At 59.9% G+C, this 18,505-nt stretch carries 15 protein-coding genes; 1 reads left to right on the plus strand and 14 read right to left on the minus strand.

Annotated features, from left to right (window positions below; translation table 11 throughout):
* The 14 genes from V9G17_00620 to V9G17_00685 form a co-directional block, all read right to left on the minus strand.
* A partial coding sequence (locus tag V9G17_00620; GenBank protein MEI2751076.1) for a phosphoketolase occupies positions 1 to 900 on the minus strand: 900 nt, incomplete at its 3' end.
* Between the two features lie 126 nt (positions 901 to 1,026).
* Complete coding sequence (locus tag V9G17_00625) at positions 1,027 to 1,425, minus strand: cytochrome c (GenBank protein ID MEI2751077.1); 399 nt, start codon at positions 1,423 to 1,425, stop codon at positions 1,027 to 1,029.
* Positions 1,426 to 1,452: 27 nt separating this feature from the next.
* A complete protein-coding gene (locus V9G17_00630; protein MEI2751078.1) occupies positions 1,453 to 2,433 on the minus strand; it encodes a DUF1207 domain-containing protein in 981 nt (326 codons plus the stop codon).
* Between the two features lie 37 nt (positions 2,434 to 2,470).
* The gene (locus V9G17_00635) at positions 2,471 to 3,601 is read right to left on the minus strand and encodes an ABC transporter permease (GenBank protein ID MEI2751079.1); all 1,131 of its coding nucleotides are present in this window, start codon (positions 3,599 to 3,601) and stop codon (positions 2,471 to 2,473) included.
* Positions 3,598 to 6,345, minus strand: a complete 2,748-nt coding sequence (gene rbbA / locus V9G17_00640) for a ribosome-associated ATPase/putative transporter RbbA (GenBank protein ID MEI2751080.1) — start codon at positions 6,343 to 6,345, stop codon at positions 3,598 to 3,600. The genes V9G17_00635 and rbbA overlap by 4 nt, the downstream gene beginning before the upstream one ends.
* A complete protein-coding gene (locus V9G17_00645; protein ID MEI2751081.1) occupies positions 6,342 to 7,334 on the minus strand; it encodes an HlyD family efflux transporter periplasmic adaptor subunit in 993 nt (330 codons plus the stop codon). The genes rbbA and V9G17_00645 overlap by 4 nt, the downstream gene beginning before the upstream one ends.
* An 18-nt stretch (positions 7,335 to 7,352) precedes the next feature.
* The gene (locus V9G17_00650) at positions 7,353 to 9,773 is read right to left on the minus strand and encodes a TolC family protein (GenBank protein ID MEI2751082.1); all 2,421 of its coding nucleotides are present in this window, start codon (positions 9,771 to 9,773) and stop codon (positions 7,353 to 7,355) included.
* Positions 9,774 to 9,904: 131 nt separating this feature from the next.
* Positions 9,905 to 10,969: an NAD(P)-dependent alcohol dehydrogenase gene (locus V9G17_00655; protein ID MEI2751083.1), complete on the minus strand. Its 1,065-nt coding sequence runs from the start codon at positions 10,967 to 10,969 to the stop codon at positions 9,905 to 9,907.
* A 695-nt stretch (positions 10,970 to 11,664) separates the two neighbouring features.
* Entirely contained in the window at positions 11,665 to 13,392 is a 1,728-nt protein-coding gene (locus V9G17_00660) for a glycosyltransferase family 39 protein (protein MEI2751084.1), read from the minus strand.
* Between the two features lie 8 nt (positions 13,393 to 13,400).
* Positions 13,401 to 13,787: a cupin domain-containing protein gene (locus tag V9G17_00665; protein ID MEI2751085.1), complete on the minus strand. Its 387-nt coding sequence runs from the start codon at positions 13,785 to 13,787 to the stop codon at positions 13,401 to 13,403.
* Between the two features lie 269 nt (positions 13,788 to 14,056).
* Positions 14,057 to 15,187, minus strand: a complete 1,131-nt coding sequence (locus V9G17_00670; protein MEI2751086.1) for an ABC transporter permease — start codon at positions 15,185 to 15,187, stop codon at positions 14,057 to 14,059.
* 7 nt (positions 15,188 to 15,194) lie between these two features.
* Positions 15,195 to 16,328: an ABC transporter permease gene (locus V9G17_00675; protein ID MEI2751087.1), complete on the minus strand. Its 1,134-nt coding sequence runs from the start codon at positions 16,326 to 16,328 to the stop codon at positions 15,195 to 15,197.
* Positions 16,325 to 16,819: a DUF4162 domain-containing protein gene (locus V9G17_00680; GenBank protein MEI2751088.1), complete on the minus strand. Its 495-nt coding sequence runs from the start codon at positions 16,817 to 16,819 to the stop codon at positions 16,325 to 16,327. The genes V9G17_00675 and V9G17_00680 overlap by 4 nt, the downstream gene beginning before the upstream one ends.
* A gap of 64 nt (positions 16,820 to 16,883) precedes the next feature.
* Complete coding sequence (locus V9G17_00685; protein ID MEI2751089.1) at positions 16,884 to 17,015, minus strand: hypothetical protein; 132 nt, start codon at positions 17,013 to 17,015, stop codon at positions 16,884 to 16,886.
* Between the two features lie 462 nt (positions 17,016 to 17,477).
* Between V9G17_00685 and V9G17_00690 the strand changes: the two genes are divergently transcribed.
* Positions 17,478 to 18,250, plus strand: a protein-coding gene (locus V9G17_00690; protein ID MEI2751090.1) for an IS5 family transposase whose coding sequence is annotated in 2 segments (ribosomal slippage) — positions 17,478 to 17,859 and positions 17,859 to 18,250 — 774 coding nt in all. Because the reading frame shifts where the segments join, the coding sequence is not laid out codon by codon here.
* Positions 18,251 to 18,505: the final 255 nt, after the last annotated feature.

The raw sequence follows: 18,505 nt of genomic DNA on the forward strand, positions 1-18,505 counted from the left end.
CTTGCCGTCGATTTCCTTCGGACAGGTCCACCCTTTCGGCGTGCGGAGGATGATCATCGGCCAACTCGGACGTGTCTTCAGTCCCTGTGTCCGCGCACGGGTTTGAATGCGCTTGATCTCCGCGATCGCGGCATCCAGCGTCCCGGCCATTTGCTGATGGACCGACATCGGATCGTTGCCTTTGACGACATAGGGGGTATAGCCGTAGCCGCGGAACAGGAGGGTCAGCTCTTCCTCGGGAATCCGCGCGAGCACCGTGGGATTGGCGATCTTGTAGCCGTTCAAATGCAAAATCGGCAACACGGCTCCGTCGCGGGCGGGATTGAGAAATTTGTTGGAATGCCAACTCGTCGCAAGCGGACCGGTTTCCGCTTCGCCGTCGCCCACCACGGCGGCGACGATCAACTCCGGGTTATCAAACGCTGCCCCGTACGCATGTGAGAGGGAGTACCCCAGCTCGCCGCCCTCGTGAATGGAGCCGGGGGTCTCCGGCGCGACGTGACTCGGGATTCCGCCGGGGAACGAGAACTGGGTGAACAGCCGCTTCATGCCTTCCTCATCCTGGGAGATGTTGGGGTACACCTCGCTATACGTCCCCTCAAGGTAGGCGTTGGCCACCAGGCCGGGCCCGCCGTGTCCCGGGCCGGTGATATAGATGACGTTCAGGTCCTGTTCCTTGATGAGCCGGTTGAGATGAACATAGATGAGGTTCAGACCAGGGGTCGTCCCCCAATGACCGAGCAACCGCGGCTTGATGTGCGCGCGCTTGAGCGGCCGTTTCAGCAGCGGATTGTCGTACAGGTAAATTTGGCCGACGGAGAGATAATTGGCCGCGCGCCAGTACGCGTCCATCTTTCGCAGCAACTCCCGGCTCAATCCTTTCTGCGACACTCTGCCCATAAGCCTGACTCCTTCCTTTGGCTGGATCTTCTGTTCAACGTGCAGACGAGGAGCCATGCCGTGCCCGCCTGGTCCGATTCCCACAGGTTTGCCATGGTGAAGTTCTGTCGCTTCTTGCCTTTTGCTTCACTGTGGAAGCGAGCGCACATACGCGAGCACTTCACGGGCCTCCTCATCGGACAGTACCCACTGCCAGGTTCCCATCGCGGTATTCGTCCTCCCATCATGGATCGTCTTGAGCAAGTCACTATCGAGTTTCTTCCGAACGGAGGCGGAGGTTAGATCGGCAGGCGGTGGGTTGAACAACCGATGGCCGTCTCCCTTTCCACTGGCACCATGGCAGACCATGCAGTACTTCACGTAGAGCTGCTTACCTGGGACAGCAGACTCTTTTGCCGCCATGACGCCACCCTCGCATGCGCCCATGAGGACGATGAGGATAAGCAGCGTATGAACTACTGCGTTCATCTTCGTCTCCCCTTCACCGATCGTCGCGATATCGGTAGTCTCTCTCGCCTGGTCCATACATCACTCCTTTCGGTCAGCTCTCGGTCAAAACGACAGATACAGTCCTCCACCGACCATCTCGATCTTTTGGGCGAAGAACTGCCCGTAGGGAGCGACACCGTGATAATAGTTCAGGAGCAACCTGAAGCGGCGGTCGGTGCCGGCCTTCGACCATTCCACACCGCCGATGACGTTGGTATTGATGATCCAATGAAGTTCCTCGAAGGTCTGAAAGTCCGTGCCGAGGACCGGAGTCAGACGAAGTCGAGGCAGTGATCCCGCCAAGATCGGGGCCACGATGGTTGGTCCTCGTAACTCTATTCCCCAGTGCACCCCGTTCCGGTCCAGGGTGGCCGGTTCCCGGTGAATCAACGTGCTTCCGCCGGCGTACACCCGTCCCCACCCTCCCGGCGCGTCGAGGGACACGATCGCCTCGACCGCCTCGAAGCTCAGGTTCACCCGATTGAATCCTGGTCTGCCCAAGAGAAACTCATCGCCCAGGTGACTGCTCTGATGGTACAGCCGCACGCGGGCGGAGATGAGTCCGCTCCGCCACGAGACAGGAATCCCGATTATGTAGTCAGCATTGATGAGGTCGGAGGAAGCGGCATCCATATCGAACTGCGCAAAGACACCGGCGAGAATGCCGACCTGCCAGCCGTTGCAACCGTTCCGCCGTCCGATGAGACCGAAGTTATCGCCGAACCCGACCGATCCGAGATTGGCAGAGGTGTTGTTGGAGCGGATGCGGGTCGCCTGCCAGGAGGCAAAAAACTGCGGCTGTTTCGGATCGGCCCAGAGCGGACGAAAGACGTCGTTTTCGGGAAAGGCTTCCATCGCGGACGAACCGTCGCTTGAAGAGACCGTGCCGATTCCTTCATAGCGACAATCACCATGGGTCGTTTCCTCGGCAGTGGCCGGACCATGGTGACTGAGGGAGAGCAGCGCAAGGACCGTGCATTGCGCAAGCCGCGAAAGACGACGAGAGTGCTCTTGACCGATTGCTGCGTCGAGAAAGTTCCGCATGTGATCCGACTCCGGCAAAAACCTCGAAGCGAGCCTGTCATCGTTCTGCGGCCAAACTTGCGCGGAAACGTAACAGAGCCCCGGCAAAAAATACGGCGCCGATTCCGATGATCGCCGCAAACTGCGGCCAGACCACGTCGAAGCCGGCGCCGCGGTACAGGATGGCCTGAGCCAAACTCGTAAAATGCGTGGTCGGCGCCGCCAGCATGATGGTCTGCACGATCTCCGGCATGCTCTCGCGCGGTGTGATGCCACCGGACAGCATCTGCAACGGCAGGATGACGAGAATCATCAGCAGCCCGAATTGCGGCATCGAGCGAGCGACCGTCGCCATGAGGATGCCCATCGAGGTCGTGGAGAACAGGTGCAGCATCGCCCCGAACAGGAACAACGGGGCGGAACCAGCGATGGGAACCCCCAAGGCTCCCTGCACGACGAACCGCAAGGACAACCCGGTACAGATCAATACGACGAAGCCGTTCGCCCACACCTTGGCCGCCATGATCTCAAAGGGAGCGAGAGGCATGACCATCAGATGCTCGAGTGTGCCGTGCTCGCGTTCCCGAATCAGGGCGGCACCGGTCAGGATGATCGACAACATCGTCACCTGGCTGATGATCTCCATCACGCCGCCGAACCAAACGCCGCTCAGGTTGGGATTGAACTTCACACGTATCGCGAGCGTAATCGGCAGCACGGTCCCGGTCCGATGGCGCTGGACAACTTCGGCGATTTCACCCGTCACAATGTTTTGGATGTAATTCGCGCCGATGAAGGCCTGCGTCATCCGCGTGGCATCGATGTTGACCTGAAGCGCCGGGTGCTTGCCGGCAAGCACGTCCTTTTGAAAGTCCGGAGGGATATCGAGCACAAACGTGTACTCCCCGGCATCCAGGCCAGGGTCGATCTCGTCCATCGAGATCAGTCGCGGCTGTTTGAAATAGGGACCATAGAAGGCGCTGATGATGCGAGCCGAGAGCGGCGACGCATCCTCGTCGACGATGCCGATCGGCGCGTTATGCAGCTCTCGGGATTGAGCCGTCGCAGCCGAATAAATCATGATCGAGAAACTCGCGAGAATGAAGAAGACCAGAATCTTGTCATGCCCCAGGCTGCGCAATTCTTTGAGCCCCAGCTGGATGATATTGGATACGTGCGTCATCTTCATGTGCCCTGTTTTTTCAGCAAGACCACGCTGAGCAGAGTCAAGACCGGGATGAAAATCGCCAAGGCCATCAGGTACCCATAGAGGTCCCAGAAGTCTAGGCCCTTGGTAAAGGTCCCGCGACTGATCACGAGGAAATAGGTCGCCGGCCAGACCTGGCCGATAAGTGCGCCGATCCCCTCAAGCGAGGACACCGGATCGGTCAACCCCGAAAACTGGACCGTGGGCAGCATCGTCAAGATCGCTGTCCCGGCCACTGCACCGATCTGGCTACGGGTGAACGCGGACATCAGCAAGCCGATTCCCGTCGTGACGATCACATACAGAACTCCTCCCAACGTCAGCGTGATAAAACTTCCCTTGAGAGACACGTTGAACGCCACGACCGCCAAGGCGACGAGGCCGAAGAAGCTGACCATGCTGAGGGCGACGTAGGGGAGCTGTTTTCCCAGCAGGAACTCCAGGCGTGTGACCGGCGTCACATACAGATTCGTGATGGAGCCGAGCTCTTTCTCCCGCACCACGCCGAGGGCCGTCATGAGAGCCGGAATGAAAACCAATAACAGCGGAATCACCGCCGGAACCATCGATTCCAGACTTTTGAAGTCCTGGTTGTAGCGGTAGCGCATCTCGAGATCGGCGAGGCCGGTCTGTGGCTGAGCGCCATCCGTGCGACGGGCGAGGTCGGCGAGGTACTGATAGTGCATGCCTTGTACGTATCCCTTGATGGTCTCGCCCCGGAACGGACTGGCGCCGTCGACCCACACGCCGACCTCGGTCCGGCGCCCTCGCTTCAGATCCCGTCCGAACCCCTCAGGGATCTCGATCGCCACGCTCAACTCGGCGCTGCGCATCCGCCGGTCCAGTTCCGCATCATCGGTGATGAACGGACGCTCGATGAAGTAGCGTGAGCCGGCGAGATTCTGAATGTAGTCCCGGCTCTGCGGCGTTCGGTCACGGTCCAGGGCGGCGAAGCGCAGGTCCTCCACGTCCATGGTAATGCCATACCCGAGAATGAACATGAGCAGCACCGATCCCAGCAGCGCGAACGTAAGCCGGATGGGGTCCCGTTTCAGCTCCATGGCCTCGCGGTGGGCATAGGCGAACAGCCGCATGGGGCTGAACGCCCTGCCACGATCAGCTCGTGCGGGTCCCGCTGCGGAAGGCATTGTCCGGGCGGCTTCCTCAATACCCTCTTTCTGGGTCGCCTCTCCGCTTGCTTCTTCGAGATAGCCGATAAAGGCCTCCTCGAGGTTCGCAACGCCGCGAGTACGGATCACGCCTTCGGGCGTGTCGCTCACCAGCACACGCCCCGCGTGCATCAGCGAGATACGGTCGCAACGTTCCCCTTCGTTCATAAAGTGGGTGGAGATGAAGATCGTCACGTTGTCCTTGCGGGAGAGTTCGATCAGCAATTCCCAGAACCCGTCGCGAGCGACCGGATCGACGCCGGATGTCGGCTCATCCAGGATCAACACCTCCGGCTGGTGGACCACCGCCACGGCGAGGGAGAGACGTTGGCGAATTCCCAACGGCAGCGCCTCCGCCAGATCATCCAAATAGTCTTTCAGCTTAAACCGCTGGGTGAGTTCGGACACGCGTCCTGGGATCTTCTCCGGCTGGAGGTGGAAGAGGCGGGCATGCAGCTCCAGGTTTTGCCGCACCGTGAGTTCGCTGTAGAGAGAAAACGCCTGGGACATGAAGCCGACACGCTTGCGTGTCTCCAGATCCTGGGCGTTCACCGGCCGGTCGAACAGCCTGGCATCTCCTTCCGATGCGGGCAGCAGGCCGGTGAGCATCTTCATCGTGGTGGTCTTGCCACAGCCGTTCGACCCGAGGAAGCCGAAGATCTCGCCGCGCTCGATGCGAAAACTCACATGATCGACCGCCGTAAACGTGCCGAACCGCATCGTGAGTTCATGCGCTTCGATCGCCGGCGGGCCCTCGTGTCTCCGGCGGGGAGGTATCGCGATGGCGCTGTGGCCCCGGCGTTTCTCTTCGGGGAGCAATGAGACAAAGGCGTCTTCCAACGTGCGGACGTTCAGGCGACCCTTCAGTTCCGCCGGGCTCCCTGTCGCAAGGACCTTCCCCGCGTCCATGGCCACCAGCCAGTCGAATCGCTCAGCCTCCTCCATGTAGGCGGTGGCCACGAGTACGCTCATCCCCGCGCGCCGCTTCCTGATCCGATCAACAAGGTCCCAGAACTGCCGGCGCGACAACGGATCAACTCCGGTGGTCGGTTCATCCAGAATCAACAGATCGGGGTCGTGAATCAGCGAGCAACATAAGCCCAGTTTCTGTTTCATGCCGCCCGATAACTTCCCGGCGGGACGGTCCCGAAACGGTGTCAACCCCGTGCTGTGCAGCAAGTCCTTGATCCGCCATTCGCGCTCCTCACGGTTCTGCCCGAATAGGCGGCCGAAGAAATCCACGTTTTCGAACACGGAGAGGGTCGCATAGAGGTTGCCTCCCAATCCCTGAGGCATATAGGCGATTCGCGGATAGACCTCGGTGCGATGGCGCACCGTCCCCATATCGCCACCGAGGACGTCGACCCGACCACTTTGAATTTTTTTCGCGCCGGCGAGCAAACCCAACAGACTGGATTTGCCGACTCCGTCCGGCCCGAGGAACCCCACCATGCCTCCGGCCGGAATGTCCAACGTCACCCCATCCACGGCAGTGGTGTCCCCATACCGATGGGTCACATCGGTAAGACGAGCCACTATGGTCGATGATGCACTCATGGGACGAGCTTCGTGTGAAGATATGAGGGCCATGGAGCGGCGGAGTCGAGTTGCACATAGGCCACCCCGGGAAGTCCCGGTTTGACGAGGGCTTCATGGCCTTTGACCAACTCCGGATCGATTTTGACTTTGATCCGAAACATCAGCTTCTCGCGTTCCGACCTGGTCTCCACCTCCTTCGGGGTGAACTGCGCCTTATCCGCGACAAACGAAACCGCCGCGGGGATGACGAGATCCGGCGCCGCATCGAGTGTAATCCTCGCCTGGGCTCCCAGCGCTATTTTCCCCGCCACCGCGGCGGGCAGGAACACCGTCATGTAGACATCGGTCGGATCGATGAGCGTCAAGACCTTTCCTCCGGCCGCCAGCACCTCGCCTGGTTCGGCCAACCGGAATTGGACCCGGCCGCTCCGCGGGGCCAGCAGCACGCTCTCCTTGAGGTCGGCCTGAATCCGATCCATTTGGGCGAGGCTCGCCTCGATGGCCGCTGCCGCCTCGGCCAGTTGGGCCTCGGCCTGGGAGGTGGCGGCCTTGGCCGTTTTCATCTGAGCCTGGGCGCGGTCGTAGTCCTTCACGGAGATGTTGGCGTTGACGTACAGCGCCTGCGCCCGCTCCAGATCCCGCTCAGCCAACAACTCTTCGCTTCGCTGTCGAGCGATTCCCGCCTGGGCCGTGACTTTGCCTTGTCTGGATCGCTGGATTTGCGCCTGCGCCTCTCTCAACTGAGCGTTCAGGGAACTGGTGTCCATGCGCGCCAGCGCTTCCCCGGCTTGAACCGTCTTGCCTTCATCGACCAGCACCGCCGCAATGCGGCCGGGAAACTTGGTGGCCACATCGATCTCCTGCACTTCGAGCCGTCCATTCCCGCTGCCGAATCCGATCAGCGGCGGAGTACGGAGATAGAACCACCATACGGACGTTCCCGCCGCGATCAACAGGATGAGGACGGTGCCTCCGATGAGGCGTCGGGTCATGTTCGGATTCGGCATGGGCTCACCCTCTGGCAATCAGTTGCGTTGTTGTCGGTGCGCCACCGGCGACACCCCGGCGTTCATATAGAACGACTTCAACCGCTCGAACCAGGCGGTCCGCTCTTCCGAACTCTGAAAGAAGCTCATCTGTCCCACCGCCCGCTGCACCCCCATCAAATCGATCAGGAAATCGTACACGGCGTTGGCCGCCGCTTCGTTCGCCGCTATCGCGGCGTTCTGCGAATTCAGCAGCTTGATGATGTCGACCGCTCCCCTCGAGTACTGGTCCACAACGAGATCCAAGTTCTTGCGGGCCGACTCGGCCGCTTTCCGCGAGAGTCGGATGCTGGGGAATGAAGCACCGGTTTGATACAGCGCCGTGCGGACTCGCTGATCCACTTGTTGTGCGGCTGCGGTCCGTTCGATCTGAATCTGGCGCAGTTCTTCACGGGCCTTCAACGCAGTGGCGCTTTTATTCCCGCCTTGGAACAGCGGAAAAGTCAGGCCGATACTCGCCACATAAAAATTGTTCTGCGTCTGTGCAAAGCCGACCGGCCCTAGCGGAACGGTCAGGCTCCCCGCGCCGCCTCCCCCTTGGGCATACTGCTGGAACCCTGCGCCCTGCAGGGCGATCTCCGGGACCCAAAAGGCTCGTTGGGCGTTCGTGAGGGTCCGTTCCTTCGCCGCGATCAACGCATCCAGCCGCCGCAACTCGGGAGCCGCCTTGATCCCTTCTTCGACTTCGAAGTCTCGGTACACCTGAAACCCCCGCGGGTTCTCGATGTACTCGAACAGCTGACGCGTATCGCCCAGCAGAGCGGGATCTTCCAGGGTTTGCTCCACCGTGGAAAACGTTTCCTCCAAGGGCCGGTTGAGCACTCGGTTCAAGGACACCTCCGCCTGCCGTTCTTGCGCCGCGGCGGACAGGACGGATTTTTGTCCGTTGGCCACCTCTGCTTCCCATCGAAAGACCTCGTCCCGCAAGGCATAGCCGACGGATTCACGGGCGGCGGCCAAATCGAGATTGGAACGCGTCAGCTTGAGATTGTCTTTTTGGATACGTTGCACGGTCTTTGTCCGAAGCACGGTCAGATAGGCGACCGCGGCAGTTTGAGCGGTATCCAGTCGCAACTGGTTCCGCTCCTCTTCACGCGACAGTTGCGTCTTCTGCTCGACCGTATAACGGGACCAGGCATCGTCCGAATAGAGGAGCTGGCGGAATCCGCCGATGGCGATGGCCGCTTGCCCGGGGGTCCCGCCTGTCCCAAATGTGTCGGGGCCTCGACCGTTGAGGACGCCGGAGGTGCCCACGAGGACCTGAGGCAGAAGGCCGGACCGTGCCTGACCGACCTGCCCGAGTCCCGCCTCCACCTTCCGGTTCGCGGCAGCCAGGTCCAGGTTCCCTTCCATGGCGTGGCGTACCGCATCGAATAATGCGAGGCGTCGCGAGGTATTGGTGACATCCTCGTTCACCAGCTCCGCCTCGCTGAGCACTTGGAAACTCGGCCACTTGTCGATGGCCCGCACCGTCGCCATGTTGATGGAGAGCTGCTCGCCCTGAGCAAAGGCGGTCTCAATCCGTCCTGCGTCGGTTCCCGAGAGAATGCGCTGGACATTCGCTGCAATCGTCCGCGCCATTCGGCGCACATCCAACTCAGGCGACAGGGCGACGGACACGCCTCGTTGGACGTCGCGCTGTCCCGAGGACGAAAAGCTGGGGAGACGACGAGCCGTGAGACCGGCCACGAGGTGGTCGAATTCGGCCGAAGGGAGGCGTACCAGCGGCGACAGGTACACGGCTTCCGTGTTCGGAGGGATTGCGGCAAGGGCCGCTTGACCGGAGCTATCGACGGGAATCACTGCGAGTTGGACCGCTTGTGCTTCCGCGATCTTGCGGGCGCGAGCTTGGAACAGCGGGAAGGTTTCCAGCAGGACGCGATCAACCAGCACACTTAACCGCCTAAAGGGAAACACCTCTTTGAACGCGGTGAGATTCCGATCGAAACTCTTCAAGGATACGAGGTAGTTCAGGTTCTTGACGCCGCTCGTTCCCTTTTTAAAGGGCAAGCCCTGCAACTGCTGATCGAGCACGAAGGGAGCGATCACCGGTTTGGACAACGGCTTCCGTTGACTCACTTCGTGCGAGGCGAGGATACCGAGCGCGATGATGAGATCGACACGAGGCTGAGCCAGCAAGCGATCGACGGCTTGATTCACTCCCTTCGCCGACCATCCCCCCTGCAACTGTCCCTCGTCGGGGAACCGCACGTCGAACTCCCGGCTGGTCAGTTCGACGATCTCCTTCCGGATGAGGTCGCGGAATTCCGGCACGAGATCCGACGGTCCGTCCCGGACAATCCCAATCTGGACCACCGGCAACGGCTTGGTCTCCGCTTCCCTGCTCCAGAACAGGGCCAGCCCGATGCCGACGATGGAAAGCCACGTGTTGAGACGCATAAGCCGTCACTCCCTCGACAACAGGGTTGCTTCTCCCTTCCCGATTCCGTTTCCGATTCGGATCGTCGCTCAACGCGAGGGCACCTCTCCGCCCCTGCACCGTCGACGGTGCAGGTTGCGAAAGGGCCTCCTCACGCAAAGGTAATGAGCGGCTTCAAAATTCCATCAGCCTTCGTTCTCATCAGCTCGAACGCCTGCTCCACATCGTGGAATGTGAATCGATGGGTCGTCAGGGGGAGCGGATTGACGCGCCCGGTTTCCATGAGGCGCATCAGCCGTTTCATCCGTTCTGCTCCACCGGGGCAAAGCCCCGTCCTGATGACCTTGTCGCCCATGCCGACGCCCCATTCCTTGCGGGGCATCTGCACGTAGTCTCCATGCCCGTGATAGCCCACATTGGAGATGGTCCCGCCCGGACGGGTCGCCTTGATACAGGCCTCGAACGTCGCCTGAGCCCCGAGGGCCTCTATTGTGGAATCCACGCCTTGGCCGCCCGTCAGATCCAGAATGGCGTGAACGGGATCCTGCTCTGTGAAGTCGATCACGACATCGGCTCCGAAGTCTTTCGCCAGTTGCTTCCGCTGCGGAACCGATTCCACCGCAATGACCAGGCCGGCGCCCAACAACCGGGCTCCCGCCGTAGCCATGAGTCCGACCGGGCCCTGGGCGAAGACCGCCACCGTGCCGCCGATGGGAATATTCGCATGCTCGGCCCCCATGAATCCGGTCGACATCATGTCGGAGCAGTAGGCGGCCTGCTCATCGGTGAGTGTCGCGGGAATCGGCGCCAGGTTCGCTTGCGCGCTGTTGACGTGGAAATATTCGGCAAGGTTTCCGTCTTTCACGTTCGCAAACTTCCACCCGCCGAGCATCTCTTGACACTGCGAGGTGTAGCCGCGCAGGCAATTCTCGCACTGGTAACAGGGGGTGATCGCATTGACGGCCACCCGGTCTCCCTCCCGGAACCCCTTGACCGCGCTGCCCAGTTTGTAAATGACTCCGACGGCTTCATGGCCCAGAGTCAGGTTGGTGCGTTCTCCGATCGCCCCGCCGACGGTATGGACATCCGACGTGCAGACGAGCGCGGCGGTGGTTTTGACGATCGCATCGTTCGGTCCCGGATCAGCGATGGGTTTTTCCATCATCCCCACCGAGCCGATCTTTTTCATGACGAATGTGTTCATGGTTTGAGGCATGATTGCGTTCTTCCACTTATAACTGCCAAAATTTGCACACGCTCGTCAAGGCAAAACCTGGGCCCGGTCGTGCTTTCGCAGCAGATCATGTCAGGTTTTCTGTACGTGACTTCCCCTGCAGCCTATCTTATCCGGCGACTCAAACACTCGTGTGGTACCGCTCTTCGAGGAGCCTATCATTCGACGTTGAACCTGATAGAGACGTGCCCTTTTGCGATGAGGATGAGCCTGCCCTCCCGACTCAATCGGTCGATCGGAAGGAAGATTTGGTTCCACGTAAGGTCCTGACAGTCGAGAACGATATCGCCCGACATGCTGCCGGACGATCGACGAATGACTTCAAGTATTCGACTATCCGAATCACCTGCTGTCTCCCTCTGTTCGCCCACTGATGCCCTGTGACATGTGGAATCTCTCCTTGCAACTCAGCTGCCATGAGCGGAGAAAAGAGAAAACGATTTAATGAGACGGTATACACAACGACGAGTTAGACCGGTCGAGAAAGATCTGCTGAAATTGCATCAGATGGAGGATTGTGGCGTTTCGGGCCAAACACGATGAGAGGACTGTGGTGTTGCGGGTCACACGCGAGGAATGCAAGACGTGCGTTTAAGTATCTCTAAGGAACGCCTGCATGATTCTGCGACACTTCCCCCTTCCTTCTTCTCCCGGAATTGCGACGCTGCCGGACCGATTCACGCTCGCTCCCGCACGGACAGCAGGAGCAGGTGCTTGCGGCTCGGCTGCCGAAATTCGCGAATCCGCTCCGTCGCGAGATCCGATCGGCTCTCCAGGATGACGGCATGGTTCTCTTCGGTGATGACTCTGATAGTCCCGTTGCTGTGCGCCGCCGCCAGAACCGCCTCTGGATTCTGCAGATCCGGCACCATCTGGTCCCGCTTCAGGTAGTACACGGCATCTTCGTTCTTCGGCCAACCGGGAATGTAGAGAAACATGGCCGGCCCCGCTTCCTTCGCCATGGACTTGATCTCCTCCGTGGCCTTTCGCGGTGAAGCGGCCTGATCGATCGCCGGAAACACATAGTTCACGACTAACACCATATAGGCTACCGCAAGCACGCCGACCATACGCAGCGCGAACTGGAGGCGGGCTGTGATCGCGGCATACAGCAGCATCCCGGCCAGGGAGACCATGATCACGACAAATACGGGAGACACGACCGGAGCCGACACCAGCCAGCGACGACGCAACGGGGCGGCGCCGAAGAACATTCCCCCGATGAAGACAAGGGCTAGGATCACCAGGAGACCTCTCAACAACGGAGACATCGGCCGAGAGGCTTCCGGGGAAGAGTCTGACCGATGATAGAAATAGCCGATCATCAGGCCGATGCCGGGAACGAGGGTCGTCAGATAGGGCTCCCGTTTGAGCGTGGCCAGGCTGAACGCCGTGAAGAGTCCCAGCACCCACACCAGCAACAACAGCTCCGTCGGATGCGAGCGCAGCGGTCGCTGCGTCCACAACAACACGAGGGCGGACGGCAGCAGCGCGCACCAGGGGAAGAAATCGGCCCACATCATGCCCAGATACCAATAAATCGGGTGGCCGTCCTTCGCGGTCCCGGCTGCCCCGGACAAGCCGCTGTTCCAGATGGATTTGACGGCACTCTCTAGTAGAAAATGGTGCTGATACCCGGGACCCAGCATCTGCGCGTATCCCGCCATCAGCGCGACAGCCAAGGCCAGGCCGGCCCAGAAGAATCTGTCTCGCACCATTCGAGCGTCGCGCTGAATCACGGCATACAGAGCCATGATCAGCAGGGGCAGGAAAAATCCATGCATCTCCTTGAGCATCGCTCCGAGCGCCATACTCACGAACGCGACCAGATACCAACGTGAGCTGCGACCCAGCATGTGAACCTGAATCCAGGCGAAGAGGGCCAGGGTGACCAGACACGTTAATGTCGAATCGAACAACACACGGCGTCCATACCAGAGAAAGACGTGGCTGGTTGCCACCGCCAGCGCCGCCCAGAACCCGGCCTTAGACGACATCAACTGGGTCCCCAGCACGTAGGTCAACAGGATGGTGCCCACCGCGGCCAGCGAACCGGGGAGGCGCAAGGCAATTTCGTGGTCGCCCCAGATCGAGGTCGAGAGATTCAGCATCCAAAAAAACAACGGTGGCTTATTGAAGTAGGGAATACCTTGGTAAGTGAGGTCGAAGAATTCACCCCGCCGGGCCATCTCTCCGGCGATGCCCGCATAGAGCCCTTCGCTGCCTTCCAATAACGACAGGTGGAGGTTGGCAAAATAGGCCCAGCCGCCCACAAGAGCCAGCAACACCATCTCGAGGTACTGGCGCCCGACGAGATTCTCCCGCAGGGAGACGCAGGCTGGCCTGCAGGTGTGGGACAGAGGACCGACATCGAGCGGCGACGGAGGTACGTTCATGTCTGCCATCGGTGATCCTATCGTGCCCGATCGACGGCAATGGTGATGAGAATGGCCGACTCGTCGATGGCCCGCAGCGAATGGGGCGCGCCTCCCTCCAGGACGAGTAATTGCCCCTGCCTCATCTCGACCGTCCGGCCATCGGCGATAAATTCAATCCGGCCTTGGAGCACTTGCACGGAAATCTGTCCATCCGCCTTATGTGTCCCCAATGCACTCCCCGCATGCAGCGCCCGTAACACGACCCGCATCGCTGCAGACTTCGTCAGGATAATCGTGTGGTCCTTGCCCTCCAGCCAGGCCGGCTCGAGTTTGAGTTGCCCGAGGGATGCGAGGACATCGTAGGTCGTCCACACACCCGTCGACGTCATCCCCTTCTTCTCGTCATGTTCTGCCTGTTGCATCGCACACCTTCCTTACCTGCATTCATTTCTTATATTTCGCATGTCGTCAGACACGAATCAAGGTCGTCGAGAGCCGTGTTGCGAAATACGGCGCTTGCCGGTCGGGCTCCATCTCGCACCATGGCAATATCCTCTCCGGTGTTCCCGTCACCTGCGTCTATGCATCGTCCGGCCGAACAAGCCCTCGTCCCACCATCCCCTTCCTGGGATCCCGCCGCGAAAATGGCCTGTTCTTGCACAATGTGGGCATGCTCGATCGACCGCTCCCTCTACAAAGCGGTCTTCTGAAATCGTCTGGTTGCCACCCAGAGCGTGAGCGACCCCAGGATCAACAGCGTCGCCATCTGCGGCCAGAGAATCTCCAGCCCTACTCCTTTCAAGAAGATCCCGCGGATGATGACGAGGAAGTAGCGCAGCGGGTTGAGGTAGGTCAGCCATTGCACAGTCTCGGGCATGTTGGCGATCGGGAAGACGAAGCCGGAGAGCAGCATGGCAGGGAAGTAATAGAAAAACGCGCTCATCATCGCCTGCTGCTGCGTCCGGCTGATGGTCGAGATGAGCAAGCCGATCCCCAGCGTGCTCATCAAATAGAGGCTCGTCGCACCGACGAGGAGCAACAGGCTGCCCCTGATGGGAACCTCGAACCAGTAGGCGGCGATCACGGTCACCAACGCCACGTCGGCGAAGCCGATCAGCGCGAACGGCAAGGTCTTGCCCAGAATGAACTCTACCTGCCTGATGGGGGTCACCATGATTTGTTCGATTGTGCCGATTTCCTTTTCGCGGACTACCGCCATGCTGGACAACATGAGCGTGACCAGCGTGACGATCAGCACGATGACGCCGGGGACGTAAAAGTTCCGCGATTCGAGATTCTCGTTGAACCAAGCGCGTGTCTCCAGCTTGACCCGAGCCGGGGTAGCCGGCTCACCGGTCGCCCGGATCACGCGCGTCTGCAGCACGGTCTCGCTGAACCGGCCAGCGATTTGACCGGCATAGTTCAGCACGATGCCCGCCGTGTCGGAGTCCGTCCCGTCCACGATGACCTGTACCGGGGCCGTCCGGCCGGCGCGGAGATCGTCCCCAAACCCTTTGTTCATCTGCAGCACCGCCTTGACCGCACCACGATCCACAAGGTCCTGCGCCTCTTCTTCCCGACCGACATACGCCACCACGTCGAAATAGCCGGAACCGGTAAACCGGGCGACCAGTTCGCGACTGGCACGGCTGTTGTCCAGATCGAAGATCGCCGTCGGGATATGGGTCACATTCGTCGTGACGGCATAGCCGAAGACCAGCGTCTGCACGAGCGGCATCGCGAAAATCACGGTCCTCATTCGCGGATCGCGAAGGATCTGGATGAATTCCTTGATCAGCATGTGCGTGATCCGTTCGAACATCCTGTGCTCACACAAGCTTTTTCTTGAAGACTAGATTAGCGGCCAGGAGCACGAGCAGGCCGAAGACGGCCAGCAGCGTCGCCTCCAGCATCAGCAGCTCCAGGCCGATCCCTTTGAGATAAATGCCCTTCAACAGCGACACGAAGTACCGGGCGGGCACCACATGGGTAATGGCCTGAATCGCGTCCGGCATGTTGCTGATGTCGTACATAAACCCGGACAGCAGGAAGGCCGGCAAGAACGTGAGCACCATGGCGAGTTGACTGGCCAGCAATTGCGCTTTGGTCACGATGCTGATCAACATGCCGAGGGCAAGCGCGCCGACCAGAAAGACGGCCGCCATGCTGAACAGGAGCGCGACGTTGCCGCGCAACGGCACTCTGAACAGGAATTCGCCCATTAGCACGGCCACGAGCACATCGAATAGGCCGATTCCGAAATACGGCAGGAGTTTGCCAAGGATCAGCTCGGGGCCTTTCAACGGCGTGGAAATCACTTGCTCCATCGTGCCGGCTTCCCACTCCCGCGCCACCGTCAGCGAGGTCAGCATCGCGGCAATGACCATCATGATCACCGCGATCAATCCCGGAATGATGTAGTTCTTGGATTCCATATCGGCGTTGAACCAGACGCGCGGGCGCAAGTCGAGCGGAACCATGACGGTCCGGCCGCTCGTGCGGGCAGTCTGTTCGATCGCCAGGTCCCGATTGTAGGTCCGCGCCACGGTCTCCACGTAGCCGAGTACGATCGTCGCCGTATTCGAGTCGCTGCCGTCCAGGATGGCTTGCACCCGTGCCACCCGTCCCGCTGCTAGATCCGGGCCGAAATCGGTCGGGACGATCAGCGCCGCCAGAGCGCTCCCCTCATCGATTGCCTGCTCGACTTCCGCATAGGTCTGCACATAGCGGCGCAGGCTGAAATATGACGAGCCGTCAAAATGACCGATGAAGCGGCGGCTGGTTTCCGTACCGCTCTGATCCCACACCACCAGCGGCACCGCGTCCACGTCCAAGGTCAGCGCATAGCCGAACAGGATCAACAAGAGGATGGGAATGGCGATCCCCATGACAAGGCTGCGCCAGTCCCGGCTGATATGAATGCCCTCTTTGCGGGCGACCGCCCAGATACGCCGCCCGTTCATCCCGCCACCTCGGCTTGTGGCCGCTCCTGTCGATCCCGCGCCTCGATCAACGAGACAAACACGTCCTCCAGCGACGGCACGATCCGCTCCGCCCGCGACACCGACACGTTTCGATCCGCCAGCGCGCGTGCGATCCCAGTCATCACCCCCTCCGCCCGACGCTCGACCACCACGTGCACACCTTTGCCGAACAAGGCGGTCGCCTTCACTCCCTTGACGCCCTCGAGCGCCAGCATCGCCTCCTGCGGCTGCTCGCACAGCACTTCGATGATGTCGTCCTGCATGAAGCGCGTCTTCAACTCGTCGGGTGTTCCGGACGCGATCAATTCGCCACGATAGATCAACCCCAAGCGGTCGCAGTACTCGGCCTCTTCCATGTAGTGCGTGGTCACGAAGACCGTGACGCCCCGCTCGGCCAGCTCGTAAATGAGGTCCCAGAAGCTCCGGCGGCTGATCGGGTCCACACCGGAGGTCGGCTCGTCGAGAAAAATAGTGGAAGAAGAAGATTCGTCTGCGTCTGATGAACCATACGTGCTGGTAACGGTCGTTGATCTTTCACGCGTAGTACTCGACCCGGTATCCCAGCACCGCCCCCAACTTTCGAGGTGACAAGATACGGCCCATTCCAAGGTGTAGATGCAGGTGGAACTTATTTTTCGCCAGGATATAGTCAATCTTTTTGGGCACAACGGGCCAACCTGTAGGAATACAGAATCCCGACGATGCCATTTTTGTCGTTGCACTCATGGAACACGATGCGGGCCAGCCTGGCACCTTACAGTATATTTGTCCAAGGGATGGTTGCTGGATCCACCGTTGGAACTCTCGATCTCGATCGAGGGGATATAGTTGCCCGTCTTCTACGCGATGTAAGCTCGGCTCTAGCAGGATGCGGAAAAAGTCCGCCAGCGGCGTTCTCGCATCGTTCAGAGGCTCACCGTACGGCAAGAGTACGATTCGCCTCTTCGCTCACTGCGGCCTTGCTGGACGGCCTTTTTGCGCATCCTGTTGGCTATTCTGATACCAACCGGTCACGTGAGCTGCCCGCGGCGTATTGTGCAAAAGTCGAGTTTTTCCGCAGCCTGTTAGATAGTGTAGTCACGAGATTGGAAATGTGAGAGAATCGGTGAGCCACAGAAGGAGGCTCGCATGAAAGACTCGCCCCCCGCCTACCGCCGCCACGATATATCCGATGAAACATGGAAGCTTTTGGCGTCGCATTTACCGGGGCGCAAAGGCGCCTGGGGCGGTGTTGCCGAAGACAACCGCCTGTTTATCAATGCGGTCTTCTGGATTTTGAGAACGGGTGCGCCATGGCGCGATTTGCCGCCGGAATACGGCGGGTGGAGCAACACGCACCGCCGCTTTATCCGCTGGCGGGACAAGGGCATCTGGGAAGGGCTGCTTGAAGTTTTGATTGATGCGCCTGATTACGAATGGCTGATGATCGACGCCAGCCATTGCAAGGTTCATCCTCATGCCGCCGGAGCGCGTGGCGGCAATCAGGAGATGCGCCGCACAAAAGGGGGCTCAACACCAAACTGCATCTGGCCGTGGATGCGTTTGGTCTGCCGGTCAGAGTTATTATTACGCACGGTACCGCCGCTGATTGCACACAGGCTTCAAGGCTGATCGAGGGCATTGATGCAGATCAGCTTATCGCGGACAAGGGCTATGATACCGACGCGATCATTGAACAGGCCGCCGCGCAAGGCATGAACGCCGTGATTCCCCCGAAGAAAAATCGCGTCAATCAAAGGCCATATGACGAAGACCTTTACAAATTGCGCCACCTGATCGAAAACGCGTTCCTGCACCTCAAAAGATGGCGCGGCATTGCAACAAGATACGCCAAAAACAGCACGTCCTTCCTTGCCGCCGTCCACATCCGTTGCCTCGCCCTCTGGCTCAATATCTCGTGACTACACTGTCTAGGACTCCGAGCGGTCCTACTCTTGACCAAGACAATCCGATTGGCGAGCCACAGCAGTTACGCTTTTTCTCTGAAGAACTGCGGCAGGCAGAGGCGGAAGAAAGAGTGAGTACGATTCTACGGTTTGAAGGGGGTGGGAGATGATACGGGTTGACTTTCGAGGCACGGGGAACGCAATGCCGGCATCAGCATGGTGTATCGCGCATTCCTAACAGCATGGAAAGCATGTGGATCGGGACAGACG

This window comes from Nitrospira sp., assembly GCA_037045225.1.
In the GTDB taxonomy this organism is placed as follows: Bacteria; Nitrospirota; Nitrospiria; order Nitrospirales; family Nitrospiraceae; genus Nitrospira_A.

Excerpts from the sequence above, each read along its gene's own strand:
- V9G17_00630 (MEI2751078.1), bottom strand. The coding sequence starts at position 2,433 with ATGCGGAACTTTCTCGACGCAGCAATCGGTCAAGAGCACTCTCGTCGT.
- V9G17_00645 (MEI2751081.1), bottom strand. The coding sequence starts at position 7,334 with ATGCCGAATCCGAACATGACCCGACGCCTCATCGGAGGCACCGTCCTC.
- V9G17_00675 (MEI2751087.1), bottom strand. The coding sequence starts at position 16,328 with ATGAACGGGCGGCGTATCTGGGCGGTCGCCCGCAAAGAGGGCATTCAT.
- V9G17_00655 (MEI2751083.1), bottom strand. The coding sequence starts at position 10,969 with ATGCCTCAAACCATGAACACATTCGTCATGAAAAAGATCGGCTCGGTG.
- V9G17_00650 (MEI2751082.1), bottom strand. The coding sequence starts at position 9,773 with ATGCGTCTCAACACGTGGCTTTCCATCGTCGGCATCGGGCTGGCCCTG.
- rbbA (MEI2751080.1), bottom strand. The coding sequence starts at position 6,345 with ATGAGTGCATCATCGACCATAGTGGCTCGTCTTACCGATGTGACCCAT.
- V9G17_00670 (MEI2751086.1), bottom strand. The coding sequence starts at position 15,187 with ATGTTCGAACGGATCACGCACATGCTGATCAAGGAATTCATCCAGATC.
- V9G17_00665 (MEI2751085.1), bottom strand. The coding sequence starts at position 13,787 with ATGCAACAGGCAGAACATGACGAGAAGAAGGGGATGACGTCGACGGGT.
- V9G17_00625 (MEI2751077.1), bottom strand. The coding sequence starts at position 1,425 with ATGGACCAGGCGAGAGAGACTACCGATATCGCGACGATCGGTGAAGGG.
- V9G17_00660 (MEI2751084.1), bottom strand. The coding sequence starts at position 13,392 with ATGGCAGACATGAACGTACCTCCGTCGCCGCTCGATGTCGGTCCTCTG.
- V9G17_00635 (MEI2751079.1), bottom strand. The coding sequence starts at position 3,601 with ATGAAGATGACGCACGTATCCAATATCATCCAGCTGGGGCTCAAAGAA.